Raw genomic sequence first — 15,203 nt, 5'->3', positions numbered from 1 at the left:
GCAGTCCCTTTTTTATTACCCGAAGGTTTGGGAGCAAGCGCTACATAAACGCACTCCAGAGCATGCGAGAACCGACTAGATACAGGAGGATGGCGAAGATCCTCTTGAGCTTGGCCACGGGCAGGCTGTGGGCCAGCTTGGCGCCGTACGGCGCGGTCAGCATGCTGGTCACGATAATGCCCAGCAGGGCCGGGATGTACACGTAGCCGATGTGCGGGCCGGGGATGCCGGCCACGGACCAGCCGTTGATGACGTACCCGGCGGTGCCGGCCAAGGCGATGGGCAGCCCCACCGCCGCGGCCGTGGCGATGGCCGCGTGCATGGTCAGGTTGCACCAGGACAGGAACGGCACGGTCAGGGTCCCGCCACCGATGCCGACCAGGGCCGAGAACACGCCGATGCCGCCGCCGGCCGCAAAGGTCCCGGCCTGGCCCGGCAGCTCGTGGGCGGCCTTGGGCTTGATGTTCAGCAGCATCTGCGTGGCCACGTAGTACAGGAACAGGCCGAAGAAGATCTTCAGGAACATGGTGGACAGCAGCGAGGCTATCCAGGAGCCCAGGTAGGTGCCGACGATGATGCCGGGAGCCAGCCGCCAGAACGCGGTGTAGTTGATGGCCCCGCGCTTGTGGTGGGCGCGCATGCTGGACAGCGAGGTGAAGATGATCGTGGCCATGGACGTGCCCAGCGCGATGTGCTGGATGTGCTCCACCGGGAAGTTCTGCCACTCGAAGGCGAAGTTGAGCATGGGCACGATGACCAGCCCCCCGCCGATACCGAGCAGACCGGCCAGGACGCCGGCCACGGCCCCGAGGCAGATGTACAGGATGTAGGTGGTGATCAAGGTTCGGCGCTCCTTAGAAGAGGACGTTGGTGTCGATGGAGGCGATGTCCTTGCACCCGGTCAGGACCATGGCTCCGGAGAGCTGGGCCTTGATGGTTCCGAGGTACTTTTCCACGCCTTCCTGCAATCCGCCCACGGCTGCCACGGAGACCGGGCGGCCGATGAGCACGCCGTCCGCGCCCAGCGCCAGCATCTTGAGCACGTCCGCGCCGGTGCGAATGCCACCGTCCACCAGGACGGTGATCTTGCCGTGGACCTTTTCGGCCACGTCGGGCAGGGCCTCGGCCGTGCCGGGGGTGTGGTCGAGCACGCGCCCGCCGTGGTTGGAGACGATGATGGCGTCCGCGCCCGCCTGGACGGCCAGCTCGGCCTCGTCCGGGGTCATGATCCCCTTGACGATGAACTTGGCGTCCCAGCCGTGGACCAGGTCGATGAGCTTCTTGAGCTCGGCCACGGGCTTGGGCGATACGGGGCGGCCCATCTGGCGCAGGGTGATCAGCCCGGCGGCGTCCACGTCCATGCCGAACACGGAACAGCCGGTCTTGCGCGCCTTCTCGAGCTTCTCGTTCAACTCCGCGCCCTCCCAGGGCTTGATGAACGGGATGCCGTGGCCGCCGTTCTTCGCGATGGCCGCGAACCCGGCCTCGTGCAGGAAGGGCGGCACGCCGTCCCCGGTACAGCCGATGATCCCGGCCGCCTTGCAGCCACCGACCACGGCGTCGGCGTAGTCTTCCTCGGACACGCCGCCGCCCATGTTGAAGGACACGCCGCCGATGGGCGCGGCCATGACCGGCATGGCCATGTCGATGCCCAGCAGGGAGGTGGAGGTGTCCGGCTCGGCCGCGTCGTGCAGCAGGCGCATGTTCAGACGGAAACCCTCCAGGGCCTCCAGGTTGGCCTTGAAGGAGGCTCCCGTGCCCAGGCCGCCCATGCCCGGGACCTCGCCCGCGCACGCCTTGCCGTCGCAAACCTTGCAGACCCGGCAGAAGCCCTTCATCAGTTCCCGTGCTTTGTCTTTGATTTCCTTCATCGCTATCTCCTTGAGTATACTCCTCTTTGATTATCAAAGATGATTCTTTCAACTTCGTCGAGATGCTCACGCATGGCCCGCTCGGCCTGCATGGCGTGCCCGTTCCTGACCGCCTCCACGATGGCCCGGTGGGCGGCCAGGGAGGCCCTTTGCCGCTGGGGGGACTGGACATCTTCGGCCCGGCTGCGGGAGAACCCCTCGTGCAGGGCCGCGACCATCTCGCGCAGCACCGGGTTGCCCGACGCCTCGGCCAGGGCCTGGTGGAACCGCTGGTCTATGCCCGCCACGCTCTCACCGCTGTCGATGCTCTGCTCCTGCTCCATGAGGATGGCCTCGAGCCGGGTCTTGGCGTCCGGCGAACCGTTGCGCGCGGCCAGGGCCGCTATCTCGGGCTCGAGCATCTTGCGCACCTCGAACACGTCCTGGAGATCGTGGTTCCCGGCCAGGACCGCGTCGATAAGCGATCCGCCCCGGGCCCCGGCGTCCGGACGACTGACAAAGGTGCCCGCGCCCTGGCGGCTGGACAGCAGCCCGGACTCGGTTAAAATCTTGATGCCCTCGCGCACCGTGGTGCGGGACACGCCGAACTGCTCGGCCAGCTTGCGCTCGGCGGGCAACCGGTCTCCAGGCTGCAACCGCCCGTGGTCGATCATCTCCCTGATCTGGTTGACAATCTCATCGGATATGCATTTTCTGCTTACAGGTCTGGCTTCCATTTTCCGCCCCACGTAAAATTGGTTGGACCAATTGTGTCTATGACAAGTTGATCCGCGAGTCAAGCGCCGTGATCCGGCCAAAAGGGGGCCCGCCTTGTCGAAAAGAGCCCGCAAAGGGCTGGACGTAACCGGCCATGGACGATAAGGGGTCCGTGGCCTGTCGCCGCAGGAGGTGCGGTTTTTCGGGAAGGACGGGCCGTTTTTGCAACCCCCACATACAGCCCGCGCAGGGCGACCCCATATCATCATGAACAATCTACAAAAAAAGTACGGATTCTGGACCGCGACCGCCATGGTCGTGGGCATCGTCATCGGCTCTGGCGTATTCTTCAAGGCGGACAACGTGCTCGAGGCCTCGGCGGGCAGCCTGCCCACGGCCCTGTTCGCCTGGCTCATCGGCGGCGCGATCATGGTCGTCACCGCCTACGTCTTCTCAAAAATCGCCACCCGTATTCAGAAAATCAACGGCGTGGTGGACTACTTCGAACAGGCCTACGGCAAGACCGCCGGATATCTGGTGGCCTGGTTCATGACCTTCATCTACTACCCCACCCTGGTCGCGGTCCTGGCCTGGGTCTCGGCCAACTACACCCAGGGCCTGATGGGCGTGGAAGGCGCGCTGTGGCCCCTGTCCTGGGGCTACATGACCGCCTTCTTCCTGCTCAACTATTTCTCGCCGGTCCTGGCCGGGCGGTGGCAGGTGACTTCCACCGTGGTCAAGCTCATCCCCCTGGGCCTGGTCGCCGTGGTCGGCACCATCGCCGGGCTGACCAACGGCATGACCGTGGAGAACTTCACGGTCGCGGCCAAGACCGTGTCCCAGGGAGGCGGCGGCCTGGCCCTGGCCACCCTGTCCACGGCCTTCGCTTACGAGGGCTGGATCATCGCCACGGTCATCAACGCCGAACTCAAGGACGCGAAAAGGACCCTGCCCCGCGCCCTGGTGGTCGGGACCATCAGCGTGGTCTGCATCTACATGCTCTACTACATGGGCATCTCCGGGGTCCTGACCAACGACCAGGTCCTGGCCCAGGGCGACGCGGCCCCGGTGCGGGTCATCTCCATCATCTTCGGCAGGCTCGGCGGCACCCTGCTCACGGTCTTCGTGATCATCTCCTGCCTGGGCACCCTCAACGGCCTGATCATGGGCTCGGCGCGCGGCATGTTCTCCATCGCCTCGCGCGGCCTGGGGCCCAAGCCGGACCTGTTCTGCCGGGTCAACCCGGTGAACAACTGCACCACCCACTCGGCCATGATCGGCTACGCCCTGTCCTGTTTCTGGCTCGTGGTCTGGTACGGCAACTTCGCGGGCTGGTGGGGCAGCTTCATGGACATCTCCGAGCTGCCCATCGCCTTCCTCTACGTCATCTACATCTCCCTCTACATCTGGGTCATGAAGACCTTCACCGACCTCGGCTCCTTCAACCGCTACGCCTGCCCCGCCATGGCCGGAGCCGGTTCGCTGTACATCATCTGGGGAGCCATCCAGAAGGACATGTTCCTGCACTTCCTGACCCTGTCCGTGATCATCCTGGGCGCGGGCGTGCTGCTCATGCACGGCAACAGGCCGCGCAACCGCAGGCGCACCGAGGCCTAGACGGTTTTGTTAAAGAGAAAGAGCCGACACCGCTATTCGCGGATGTCGGCTCTTTTCCTTTGCTGTGAAATCAGGAGTTGATGGCCGCTGCGCGGCGTTGTCGGGTGACTTCGCCTCCGGCGGGCAGCACTAGCTCTTAGGCGAGTCCTCGAGCCTTAGAGATAGCGACAGCAGCGATAGGGCTCGCACCCTTGCATCCCTATTTTGCGCCTTCGGCGCGGGGTATCGCTAGGCTTTTCGCAGGGTGTGCAGTGTGATCTCCGGGCGGGTGCCGATGCGCATGGGCGGGCCCCAGTAGCCGGTGCCCATGTTCACGTACAGGTGCGTGTCCTTGTACAGGTACGGGCCGCGCACGTAGGTCTGGAAGAGATGGATGACGTAGTTGTACGGGAAGTACTGCCCGCCGTGGGTGTGGCCGGACAGCTGCACGTCGAAGCCCGCCTCGGCCGCCGCGTACACCGAGTCCGGCTCGTGGGCCAGGAGCACGGACACGTCGTGGTCCGGCGCGCCCGCCATGGCCCTGGCCGGAGAAGAAGCCTGGCCCGGCACGGTGCCGCCCATGCGCAGGTCCGTGACCCCGCCGAGCAGGATCCGGCCCCGGCCCGTGTCGATGAGCGCGTGCTCGTTGACCAGCGGGCGCATGCCCAGCTGCCGCGCCTCGGCCAGCCATTCGAAGACCCCGGAATAATACTCGTGGTTGCCGGTGCAGAACCACACCCCGTGCGGGGCGCGCAGTTCACCGAAGGGCTGGACGTCCGCCTTGAGCCCGTCCACGGCTCCGTCCACCATGTCGCCGGTGTGCACGATCAGGTCCGGGGAGAGCGCGTTGACCTCGGCCACCACCTGCCGGGCCCAATCGGCCCGGATGGTCGGACCGATGTGGGTGTCGGAGATCTGGGCGATGGTGAAGCCGTCCAGCCCGGCGGGCAGGCCGGGCAGACGCAGGTCGTTGTTAAGGACCGAGGGCTTGCGCCGGGCGTTGTACACGCCGAATCCGGCCATGGGCAGGACCGCGGCCATGATCACCCCGTTGGAGGCGTTGAGCAGGAAGCGGCGGCGGTCCTTGTCCGGGCCGATGAAATACGGCAGCCGACTGCGCCGGGTGAACAGCCGCTTCACCCCGGCTATCGTCCTTGCGAACAGGCTGGGAATGTCCCGGGCCAGCATGAAGACCACCAGGATCGAGATGAACCCCAGAAAGGTGAACCCGATCCAGTCGATGGTGTCGCAGGCCAGCAGTTCGTAGCGGTTGGTCCGGTGCAGAACCCAGGTCAGCCTGTGCCCGAACAGGATCAGGGCGAGCAGGAACCAGAGCGTGAGCTTGCGCTTCAGGCCCAGCCGAAGAGGATTGATCAGCCGCCACCCCAGGTACAGGACCAGGAGGGTGGAGACGGTCATGACGATGATGAACCAGTAACCCATATATGATTTCCCTCGGGATTATGTCCCGAAAAGCATGGAGGACATCGGGCCGGTTGTCAAACCGGTGCACAAGGCTGCCCAAACCGCTTCCCGAGGTTCTCAAGAATCGGCGAATCTGGTAGACAGGGAAAAGACCAAGCGTACAAAGGAGCCGCCCCACGTGAACCTCGACCTGCCCTTCGAACTGCCCGTCACCCTCATCGAAACCAACCCGATCCTGGACCTCGCGGCCAAGACCGGCCTGCTCCTGCTCGCCGGGCTGCTCGCCTTCTTCCTGGCCCGCTGGCTGCTGGTGCGCGGCGCCCGCGCCTTTGCCCGGCGCACCCGCAGCGGGTTCGACGACATCCTGCTCGAAACCGGGTTCTTCTCCCGGGCCGCGCTCCTGGCCCCGGCCCCGGTCTTCTTCTGGGGACTGGAGTTCTTCTCCGGCCTCAAGGGGCTGCTCGACCACCTCATCTTCGCCTACCTGGCCGTGAGCGTGGTCCTGGTCCTGGCCAAGCTCCTGGACGGACTGTCCGCCCTGTACCGGACCTTCGAGGTCGCCAGCCGCCGCCCCATCAAGGGATACGTCCAGCTGGTCAAACTGTTCATCTACATCCTCGGCGGCGTCTCGGTGGTCGCCATCCTGCTCGGCCAGTCGCCCTGGGGACTGCTCTCCGGCATCGGCGCCATGACCGCGGTCCTTTTGCTGGTCTTCCGCGACACCATCCTCTCCCTGGTGGCGGGCATCCAGATGTCGGCCAATGACCTGCTCCACGCCGGGGACTGGATCGAGATGCCCGCCATGAACGCGGACGGCACGGTCATCGACATCGCCCTGAACACGGTCAAGGTCCGGAATTGGGACATGACCGTCACGGCCATCCCGACCTTCAAGTTCCTGGACACCCCGTTCAAGAACTGGGAGAGCATGACCAAGAGCGGCGGGCGCAGGATAAAGCGGGCCATCATGATCGACCAGTCGTCCATCCGCTTCGCGGACGACGCGCTCAAGCGGCGCCTCATGGCCGTCCAGCACCTGGCCCCGTTCATAACCATGCGCCAGAAGGAGATCGACGCGGCCAACGCGGCCTCGGGCGCGGACCCGTCCTCGCCGCTCAACGGCCGGCGCATGACCAACATCGGCCTGTTCCGCCACTACGCCCTGGAGTATCTCCAGTCCCATCCAAAGATCCGCCAGGACATGACCCTGCTCGTGCGCCAGCTCCAGCCCCACGCCGACGACGGCCTGCCGCTCGAGCTCTACTGCTTCACCAGCGAGACCGCCTGGGCCCTGCACGAGGACATCAAGTCCGACATCATGGACCACCTCCTGGCCGCCCTGCCCGAGTTCGGCCTGCGCGCCTACCAGCGCAACGCCCTTGTGGACGGACGGGCCACGGCCCAGAACTAGGACCGCGCGCGGGACGGCACGGCCGCCCTCCACATTAATAGGGCATGGGCAACGAATATCACACGAACAATAACGGCTTGCCGGACAAAAGACAGCCTTGAAACCCGCGCGTCACATTCGGCAAAGACACAACCATTGAAACTGCTATAACCATATTGACAACGCGCCGCGCCCCGCCATGCGGGGCTTTGCCGCTGCCCGGGAAAATGTCCCGTTTTGATTGTTCTTTTTCCTGTGGAATACACCGTCCTTCGAGCCTTTTTTCTGTTCCCAAGCGGCAACCCTTGTGGTAAGCACTTTTCAGCGGTTCGAGGCCGCCCTTTTCCCGCCCGTCACATCCCCCTTCTGTCGAAAATCAATCCCCTTGGAATTGAAAAAACTTTTTTCTAAACTTACTCTAGAAAAAAGTTAACGATATTGCCCTGTTCACTATTTAACAACAGTGGAAAACTTTTCAATATCGTAGCTAATCTCGAATAATCGCCCCAGACTCCCGGAATCAACTTATATAGCCAAATGTTTTCGCAATCCCCCCTGTACAAAATTATTCCCCTGGGATAGGGTTGACCTCACGCGCTCACGCCTTTTTTCATCCGAAAACAGCGTCCGCGCCCGCTCCGGGAGTGGTGACGGTAACAGCATCCCCGGACATTATCATTACTTACGCCATGAGCTGCCGCGAGAGCGGTGCGCTGTTTCTTGAGGAGCCGAGATGAACGAGCCGAAAGGGGCCTGGAATTTTGTCCGCGGGTTCGAAAACATGAGCCTGTGCGATTGGCCCGGAAGGACCTCTTGCATCATCTTTCTGGGCGGCTGCAACCTGCGCTGCCCCACCTGCCACAATTTCCAGCTTGCCTGGGACATGCAGTCCCTGCCCGTCCTCGATCCGCAGCGCGTTAAGGCGTACCTGCGCGACCGGGCCGGATGGCTGGACGGCGTGACCATCTCCGGCGGCGAGCCCACCACGGTGCCCGGCGTGGGCGAGCTGGCCTTCGAGATCAAGAAGACCGGCATGCCCGTGAAGATGGACAGCAACGGCATGCGCCCGGAAGTGGTCGCCGAACTCCTTGAGGAAAAACTCGTGGACACCTTTGCCGTGGACGTCAAGGGCCCGTACGCCAAGTACCCGTCCCTGACCGGCAACGCGGTGTCCGAGATCGCGGCCCGCGCCAACATGGCCCGCATCTTCGAGATGGCCGAAGCCATGCCCGGGGCCTTCTACTTCCGCATCACCCAGGTGCCCGGCCTGACCCAGGCCGACATCGACGTGGCGCGGAGCTACCTGCCCCCGAACCATGAACTGACAATCCAGAAATACGTGCCCCCAAGGAGGACGCCGGAGCATGCCAAGCCAAATCATGAAGAGAGACGGCCGACTAGAAACCTGGTCGACTGATCGCATCGCGCAGGCCATTTTCAAGGCGCTCAGCGCCAGCGGGATCAAGGACCCGCTCCTCGCCAAACGGCTGGCCCGCAAGGTCGAGAAGAAACTCGACGATATGGACATCCCCGAGCAGGAGCACGTCCAGAACATGGTCGAGCAGGTCCTCATGGAAGGCCGCCAGTACGACATCGCCAAGAAGTACATCCTGTATCGCGAGAAGCGCCGTCAGCTCCGCTCCCAGAAAGAGGCGTACCTGGACATCAAGGACGTCATCGACACCTACCTCGACCAGGCCGACTGGCGCGTCAACGAGAACGCGAACATGACCCACTCCTTCCAGGGGCTCATGCTGCACCTGTCCGGCACGGTCCAGGCCCGCTACGCCCTGGAGAAGTACCCCGAGGAAATCCGCCTGGCCCACGAGCACGGCTATTTCCACATCCATGATCTTTCCTTCGGCCTGGCCGGATACTGCGCGGGCTGGTCCCTGCGCGACCTGCTGCTCGAGGGCTTCAACCTCGAGGGCCGCGCCTCCGCCGGTCCGGCCAAGCACTTCGACACCGCGCTCGGCCAGATGAACAACTTCCTGGGCACCCTGCAGAACGAATGGGCCGGAGCCCAGGCGTTCAACAACGTGGACACCTACCTCGCCCCGTTCATCCGCGAGGACGGCCTCACCTACGACCAGGTGCTCCAGTGCATGCAGAAGTTCGTCTTCAACCTGAACACCACTTCGCGCTGGGGCGGCCAGTCGCCGTTCACCAACCTGTCCTTCGACCTGGTGGCCCCCAAGCACATCGCCAAGGAGCCCGCCATCATCGGCGGCAAGTACGACGACGAACTGACCTACGGCGACTTCCAGGAAGAGATGGATATGATCAACGAGGCGTACATCGAGGTCATGCTCGGCGGCGACCACTCGGACCGCATCTTCTCCTTCCCCATCCCGACCTACAACGTCACCGAGGACTTCCCCTGGGAGTCCGAGATCGGCGAAAAGCTCATGAAGCTGACCGCCAAGTACGGCGTGCCCTACTTCCAGAACTTCATCAGCTCGGACCTCAATCCCGAGGACGTGCGTTCCATGTGCTGCCGCCTCCAGATGGACCTGCGCGAACTGCGCAACAAGACCGGCGGCCTGTTCGGCGCGGGCGACCTGACCGGCTCCATCGGCGTGGTCACCCTGAACCTGCCCAAGCTCGCCTACCTGGCCCAAAGCGAGGACGACTTCCTCGACCTGGTCGAGGAATACGCCGAGCTGGCCAAGGACTCCCTGGAGTACAAGCGCAAGGTCATCAACAACAACCTCGATTCGGGCATGTTCCCCTGGTCCAGGCGCTACCTCAAGAACGGCTACAAGGGCCACTTCTCTACCATCGGCCTGCTCGGCGGGCACGAGGCCTGCCTGAACCTCATCGGCAAGGGCATTGAGACCGAGGGCGGCGTGCGCCTCATGCGCCGCACCCTCAACCACCTGCGCCGCATCACCGCCCGCTTCCAGGAAGAGACCGGCAACCTCTACAACCTCGAGGCCACGCCCGCCGAAGGCACCAGCTACCGGCTGGCCAAGATCGACAAGTCGCTCTACGCCGACATCAAGACCCAGGGCAACGGTACCCCGTACTACACCAACTCCACCCAGCTGCCCGTGGGCATCTCCGAGGACGTGCTCTACGCCCTGGAACACCAGAACCAGCTCCAGCCGCTGTACACCGGCGGGACCGTGTTCCACACCTTCCTGGGCGAGGCCGTGCCCGATCCGAAGTCGCTCAAGAACTTCATCCTCAAGGCGTTCTCCAAGACCAAGATCCCGTATATCTCCGTGACGCCCACCTTCTCCATCTGCAAGGAGCACGGCTATATCCTGGGCGAGCACTTCGAATGCCCCACCTGCGGCCAGGAGGCCGAGGTCTATACCCGCATCGTGGGCTACTACCGCCCCGTGTCCCGGTGGAACAAGGGCAAACAGGCGGAATACACCGACCGCGTGGTCTTCAGCGACTGCCTGTGCAACTAATCGAGTTCCAACAGCCCCTTTGAGGAAAGGGGCTTGAGGATAGTGGAATGTAATGCCCGCTGCCCAGCAGCGGGCATTACGCATTTTGGGGATGCCTCCGGCGGCCGGGGGAAGGGGAAGGAAAACCCTTTGAAAAGGGCTTTTCCTTCCCCTTCCCCCGGACCCCCATCCCCATCCTTTCCTAAACTTCTTATTACCGCTTCGCGGGGTACAAGCGCACTTTCTCTGACTTCTCTTCCAACTATTCATCTCGCTCAACGCCTCTCCGCGAAGCGGCAACACCTCCCTTGACCCTCCGCACGCGCGGATGCGCATCCAAAAAGTTTAGGAGGGTGAGAGAGGGTTGGGGGGTCCAGGGGGGAAGGGGGAGAGAGGGAAGCCCTTTTCCAAAGGGTGCCCTCTCTCCCCCTTCCCCCCTGGCCGCCGGAGGCACCCGCCATCTCCCGCTTGCCTCGGGCGGGGGGGAGGTGGTAGAGGGCGGCTTATGACGTATCTCAAGGAATTCAAGGCCGCGGCATCGCGGACCCAAAAGCTGGGTTTGGGGGATGTGGCGGTCAACGAGACGGCGATGGCTCTGGACCAGACCGTGTTGAACGCCATCGAGGAGACCGGGCACATTCCGTTCCGGCAGCGGTCGGTGCAGGGTTTGAACGTGAACTTCGGCATGTTCCACATGCTGGCCAAGAAATTCCACATTCCGAGCGGCGTGCTGACCATGGGCAACGTGGCGGTGGACGGCGAGATGCGGTTTCCGGTCACACCCGCGCACTTCCGCAAGATGGTCGAGAACGAATCGGGCGAGGACGCGCTGGGCACCTATCACCTGTGGACCACCCTGCCCGGCGGGTTCATCCTGGACCATGTGCTGCCCTCAAGCCTGGCCTCGGACGGGATCATCGAGGTGGACGAGGCGGTGCCCGCCGAACGGTTCCTGTACGGGCAGGCCGACGAGCTGCCGCACGGGATCACCTACCATCCCATGGTCGCGGGACTGGAGTTCCTGATCGCCTCGGGCACCATCGACCGCGAGGCCATGGAATACCTCATGGGCGAGAAATTCCCCAAGCAATACGGCGGCTGATCCGGCCGCTCAATTCATCAGATTTCTGAGCCAGACCTGGAAGGCGGGTTCGACCTCGTCCGGGATGCGCGAGATATCCGGGCGTCCCTTGACGAGCAGGACCTTGACGACCTTGCCCGGCCGGTACTGCCGCCACAGGCTGTCCGGCAGCCGGGCCTCGGCGCGGCGAGCGTAGCCATCCGGGTCCACGTAGGTGTATTCGATGACCACCCGGGCGTGGGGATGTTCCGGGTCTTCGTCCGTGCGCAGCTTGAGCACCAGCCCGGAGGTGATCTCCTCGCCGAACAGGCGGGAGCGCTCGGCCCGCAGGATGTCGTAGGGGATGGAGGCCAGCCCCCAGACGATAAGCGAGACCGCCGCGAGCCCGGCAAGGGCCCGGGCCAGTCGCCGCAACGGGGTGCGCCGGGGATTGGAACCTGACAAGTAGACCATATTGCACACGATACATCCGCACCCGGTCCGGCGCAAGGGGCCGAAAAAACGCGCCTCCGGCTCTCGCTTTGCTTGCCATTCATTGATGGCCGGAGTAACAATACATTGAGGCAACCGGCTACCGCAGCCCTGAGGGAAATGAGGATTATGCCAAACGATATCAGGCAATTGGAAGAAAGCATCCTGCGGATGACCGCTGTGGTGCGCGCCAAGCAGGCCGCGATCACAGCCCAGAGTTTCGGCGAGGAGCCCGATCCGAAGTTGCGTCCGCGCGGCTGGTGGGTCCTGGCCTGCGGCGAGCCCCTGGACCAGGAATCTTTCGACCGGCGCGAAGAGTCACGGCAGAAGCTTCTGGCCGCCACCCGCAAAGCGGGGCTGGTCCTGCCCGAGAACATCTGGGTCTGGGACGAGCACGGCACCGCCCAGCTGGTCATCAGCACGGTTCCCTCCATCCAGCGCGCCAACATCCTGGCCCGGAAGCTCCGCGAAAAGGGGCTGACCATCCGCATCAAGCGGGAGGATTTCTGATCGGGAGCGTCCGGGAAACACGCAGCGCAGCCGCAAGGATTTCGTCATGAAGAAAGTGGCCATCATCCTCACGCAGGGATTCGCGGATTGGGAATACGGTCTTATTGCCGGAGCGGGCGGACCGTTTTACGGCCTGGAAATCCGTTTTTTCGCCCCCACCGCGGGCGAGGTCCGCTCCATGGGCGGGCTGTCCGCCACCATCCCCGACGGGGTGGAGGCGATCCGCGAATGGTCGCCCGGCGTGATCGCCGTCATCGGCGGGACCATCTGGGAGACCGACGACGCCCCGGTCCTCGACGACTTGCTCCTGACCCACCATTCGCGCGGCGGGGTCGTGGCGGGCATCTGCGGCGGCACGCTGGCCCTGGCCAGGGCCGGGCTTCTGGACGACGTCCGGCACACCTCCAACGACGCGGACTACCTGCACCGCCACGCGCCGGGCTACGCAGGTTCGGAGCTGTTCCACCCCTCGCCCGAGGCGGTCGTCGACAACCGGGTGATCACCGCGCCCGGCACGGCCCCGGTCGGCTTCACCACGGCGGTCTTCGAGAGCGCCGGGCTGGTCCGAGACGCGGTCGAGGCGTTCCGCAGGATGCTGGCCGCCGAGCACGCCGGGGGTGCCGGAAACTGACCCTTGAATGCAGGACCGGCAATCGGGCAACGCCAGAAACCGGTCTTTTTTTACGACAACAGTTGAAGAAATCGCCAAATGTAATCCGCAACGCACCGCATGACGGTCGGCAATGCCGTTGCCGGAAGAATCACCAACCCATCGAAGGAAACGACTCGTGGTTAAAAGAATTGCTCTCCAGATTTGCTTGCTTCTTCTCGTGTGCATGGCCCTCTACGCCGTCCCTGCCGGGGCGCAGGACTCCGGCGCTCCCGTCCCGGCGGCCGAGCTGATCTCCGGCGCGCCCCACCCCATGCCCGTGGCCGGGATGGTCACCATGGTGGACATCGGCGCGCACTCCTGCATTCCCTGCAAGATGATGACCCCGATCATCGAGGAGTTGTCCACGGAATACGAAGGACGGGCAGCGATCGCCTTCATCGACGTCTGGGAACATCGGGAACAGGCGGCCAAGTACGGCGTCAGCACGATCCCCACGCAGATATTCTACGACGCGCAGGGCAAGGAGCAATACCGGCACGTGGGCTACCTGGACAAGGAGAGCATCGTCGCCAAGCTGACCGAACTGGGCGCGAAATAGTTTCGCATGGACCAGGTATTCATTCTCATCAACCAATGGATGACGGGCGGGGTGCTGCTCGGCGCGCTTGGCTGCTTCCTCTGGGGCATGGTCAGCGTCCTATTCAGCCCATGCCATCTGGCCTCCATCCCGCTCATCGTCGGGTACGTGGCGGGCCAGGACAAGGTCATCGAGGGCAGGCAGGCCTCGGTCTACGCCCTGCTGTTCACCTCCGGCCTGTTCATCACCATCGCGGCCATAGGCGTGGTCTGCTCCCTGCTGGGCCGCATGCTCGGCGACGTGGGGCCCTATTGGACCATCGTCGTGGGCGTGCTGCTCCTCTGGGTCGCCCTGGACATGCTCGGCGTGTCCGCGTGCTCCCTGTCCGGCGGGCTGATGCCCAGGCTGAAACTCAAGGGAATGTTCGGCGCATTCGTCATCGGGCTTGCCTACGGCGTGCTGTCCGGGTCGTGCACCTTCGGATTCATCGCCCCCATCCTCGCCATCATAACGGTACAGGAGAAGATCCTCACCGGCGTCGTCTTCATCCTGCTCTTCGCCACCGGCCACTGCATCCCCATCGCCGTGGCCGGCGGCTCGACCGCCATGGTCAGGAAGCTGCTCGCCAATTCGGCCTGGCAACGCGGCGGAATGGTGTTTCGCCGACTGGCCGGCGGGCTGATCGGCCTGCTCGGGCTCTACTTCATCGCCCAGCCGTTCTTCAGCGCGGCCTAGACGGCCGATATCCCGAACGCCAAAGAAGATGGCTTCGACTCGGTCGGGGCCATCTTTTAAAATCCATGAATGCCCCGCGAATCCCGCCGGGGCTTTTTTCCATCGAAGTGCGGGACCTACCCCTTGGATTCCGGCAGGTAGGGGGTCAGCTCGGCCACGGCCTCGAACAGGAAGTGGTCCACCAGGTGGCAGAACATGTGCCCGGCCGCGATGTGGATCTCCTGGATGACGGCGGTGTCGCCCGAGGGCACGGTGACCAGGAAGTCGGACACGGTGGCCATCTCGGCGCCGCTCTGGCCGGTCATGCCCACGGTGACGATGTCGTTGCGCTTGGCCTCCCGCATGGCCCGGATGACGTTGGTGCTGGTGCCCGAGGTGGAGAAGCCCACCAGGATGTCGCCGGGCCGTCCCAGGGCGAGAAGCTGTTTGGAGAAGACCTCGTCGAAGCTGTAGTCGTTGCCGATGGCGGTCAGGGCCGAGGTATCGGTGGTCAGGGCCAGGCCGGGCAGCGGCGGACGCTCCATGCGGAAACGGTTGGTGAACTCGGCGGCCAGGTGCTGGCTGTCGGCGGCGGACCCGCCGTTGCCGCAGAACATGACCTTGCCGCCTCCGGCCAGGCACACGGCCATGGCCCGGGCGATCTCGACCACCAGCTCGGCCTTGGTGTCGAAGAAGGCCTTGCGCGCGGCCAGTCCGGCCGATGCGTGATCCATCACTTTGTGCAGAGCGGATTCAGACATGCGTTCCTCATCTGTGGTTGTCGTCGAAAAAAGCCAGTCCTGCCTATACTGCCGAAATCCGTCCTTGCCAACCCCTATCGGGCGACGGGCGAGGAAA

15 protein-coding genes are annotated in these 15,203 nt (G+C 63.9%); 9 read left to right on the top strand and 6 right to left on the bottom strand.

What is annotated here, in order from left to right:
• Window positions 1-40: 40 nt before the first annotated feature.
• The 3 genes from ACR42D_RS05595 to ACR42D_RS05585 are packed head-to-tail and all read right to left on the bottom strand — an operon-like array spanning window position 41 to window position 2,587.
• The gene (locus ACR42D_RS05595) at window positions 41-841 is read right to left on the bottom strand and encodes a sulfite exporter TauE/SafE family protein (protein WP_484565874.1); all 801 of its coding nucleotides are present in this window, start codon (window positions 839-841) and stop codon (window positions 41-43) included.
• Between the two features lie 13 nt (window positions 842-854).
• Window positions 855-1,871: an alpha-hydroxy-acid oxidizing protein gene (locus ACR42D_RS05590; RefSeq protein WP_484565873.1), complete on the bottom strand. Its 1,017-nt coding sequence runs from the start codon at window positions 1,869-1,871 to the stop codon at window positions 855-857.
• 2 nt (window positions 1,872-1,873) lie between these two features.
• Window positions 1,874-2,587 (bottom strand): FadR/GntR family transcriptional regulator, encoded by a 714-nt coding sequence (locus ACR42D_RS05585; RefSeq protein WP_484565872.1) that lies wholly within the window; start codon window positions 2,585-2,587, stop codon window positions 1,874-1,876.
• Between the two features lie 247 nt (window positions 2,588-2,834).
• Here ACR42D_RS05585 and ACR42D_RS05580 point away from each other — a divergent pair, with 247 nt between their 5' ends.
• Window positions 2,835-4,184, top strand: a complete 1,350-nt coding sequence (locus ACR42D_RS05580) for an APC family permease (RefSeq protein ID WP_484565871.1) — start codon at window positions 2,835-2,837, stop codon at window positions 4,182-4,184.
• Window positions 4,185-4,412: 228 nt separating this feature from the next.
• On the opposite strand, the gene ACR42D_RS05575 is transcribed toward ACR42D_RS05580, so the two are convergent.
• Window positions 4,413-5,606 carry a metallophosphoesterase gene (locus ACR42D_RS05575; protein WP_484565870.1) on the bottom strand — a complete coding sequence of 398 codons (1,194 nt, stop codon included), beginning with the start codon at window positions 5,604-5,606 and terminating at the stop codon, window positions 4,413-4,415.
• A 160-nt stretch (window positions 5,607-5,766) separates the two neighbouring features.
• On the opposite strand from ACR42D_RS05575, the gene ACR42D_RS05570 reads away from it, so the two are divergent.
• The 4 genes from ACR42D_RS05570 to ACR42D_RS05555 all read left to right on the top strand — a co-directional run bounded on the left by ACR42D_RS05570 (window position 5,767) and on the right by ACR42D_RS05555 (window position 11,481).
• Window positions 5,767-6,999 carry a mechanosensitive ion channel family protein gene (locus ACR42D_RS05570; protein WP_484565869.1) on the top strand — a complete coding sequence of 411 codons (1,233 nt, stop codon included), beginning with the start codon at window positions 5,767-5,769 and terminating at the stop codon, window positions 6,997-6,999.
• A 712-nt stretch (window positions 7,000-7,711) separates the two neighbouring features.
• Window positions 7,712-8,395 (top strand): anaerobic ribonucleoside-triphosphate reductase activating protein, encoded by a 684-nt coding sequence (locus ACR42D_RS05565; protein ID WP_484565868.1) that lies wholly within the window; start codon window positions 7,712-7,714, stop codon window positions 8,393-8,395.
• Window positions 8,343-10,400 carry a ribonucleoside triphosphate reductase gene (locus ACR42D_RS05560; protein WP_484565867.1) on the top strand — a complete coding sequence of 686 codons (2,058 nt, stop codon included), beginning with the start codon at window positions 8,343-8,345 and terminating at the stop codon, window positions 10,398-10,400. The genes ACR42D_RS05565 and ACR42D_RS05560 overlap by 53 nt, the downstream gene beginning before the upstream one ends.
• Before the next feature lie 484 nt (window positions 10,401-10,884).
• On the top strand, window positions 10,885-11,481 hold the full coding sequence (locus tag ACR42D_RS05555) for a hypothetical protein (protein ID WP_484565866.1): 597 nt from the start codon (window positions 10,885-10,887) through the stop codon (window positions 11,479-11,481).
• A 9-nt stretch (window positions 11,482-11,490) separates the two neighbouring features.
• On the opposite strand, the gene ACR42D_RS05550 is transcribed toward ACR42D_RS05555, so the two are convergent.
• Window positions 11,491-11,913, bottom strand: coding sequence for a hypothetical protein (locus ACR42D_RS05550; RefSeq protein ID WP_484565865.1), 423 nt, complete (start codon window positions 11,911-11,913; stop codon window positions 11,491-11,493).
• A 147-nt stretch (window positions 11,914-12,060) separates the two neighbouring features.
• On the opposite strand from ACR42D_RS05550, the gene ACR42D_RS05545 reads away from it, so the two are divergent.
• The 4 genes from ACR42D_RS05545 to ACR42D_RS05530 all read left to right on the top strand — a co-directional run bounded on the left by ACR42D_RS05545 (window position 12,061) and on the right by ACR42D_RS05530 (window position 14,366).
• Window positions 12,061-12,441 (top strand): hypothetical protein, encoded by a 381-nt coding sequence (locus ACR42D_RS05545; RefSeq protein ID WP_484565864.1) that lies wholly within the window; start codon window positions 12,061-12,063, stop codon window positions 12,439-12,441.
• Between the two features lie 46 nt (window positions 12,442-12,487).
• Window positions 12,488-13,072, top strand: coding sequence for a DJ-1/PfpI family protein (locus ACR42D_RS05540; RefSeq protein WP_484565863.1), 585 nt, complete (start codon window positions 12,488-12,490; stop codon window positions 13,070-13,072).
• A 205-nt stretch (window positions 13,073-13,277) separates the two neighbouring features.
• Entirely contained in the window at window positions 13,278-13,652 is a 375-nt protein-coding gene (locus ACR42D_RS05535) for a thioredoxin family protein (protein ID WP_484568441.1), read from the top strand.
• A gap of 6 nt (window positions 13,653-13,658) precedes the next feature.
• Complete coding sequence (locus ACR42D_RS05530) at window positions 13,659-14,366, top strand: cytochrome c biogenesis CcdA family protein (protein WP_484565862.1); 708 nt, start codon at window positions 13,659-13,661, stop codon at window positions 14,364-14,366.
• A 116-nt stretch (window positions 14,367-14,482) separates the two neighbouring features.
• On the opposite strand, the gene ACR42D_RS05525 is transcribed toward ACR42D_RS05530, so the two are convergent.
• Window positions 14,483-15,106: a D-sedoheptulose 7-phosphate isomerase gene (locus ACR42D_RS05525; protein ID WP_484565861.1), complete on the bottom strand. Its 624-nt coding sequence runs from the start codon at window positions 15,104-15,106 to the stop codon at window positions 14,483-14,485.
• Between the last annotated feature and the right edge of the window lie 97 nt (window positions 15,107-15,203).

Source organism: Pseudodesulfovibrio sp. lm2024 (assembly GCF_051175575.1).
In the GTDB taxonomy this organism is placed as follows: domain Bacteria; phylum Desulfobacterota; class Desulfovibrionia; order Desulfovibrionales; family Desulfovibrionaceae; genus Pseudodesulfovibrio; species Pseudodesulfovibrio caledoniensis.
The sequence above is the reverse complement of the archived record's forward strand: the minus strand, read 5'-3'. Positions and strand labels throughout refer to the sequence as shown.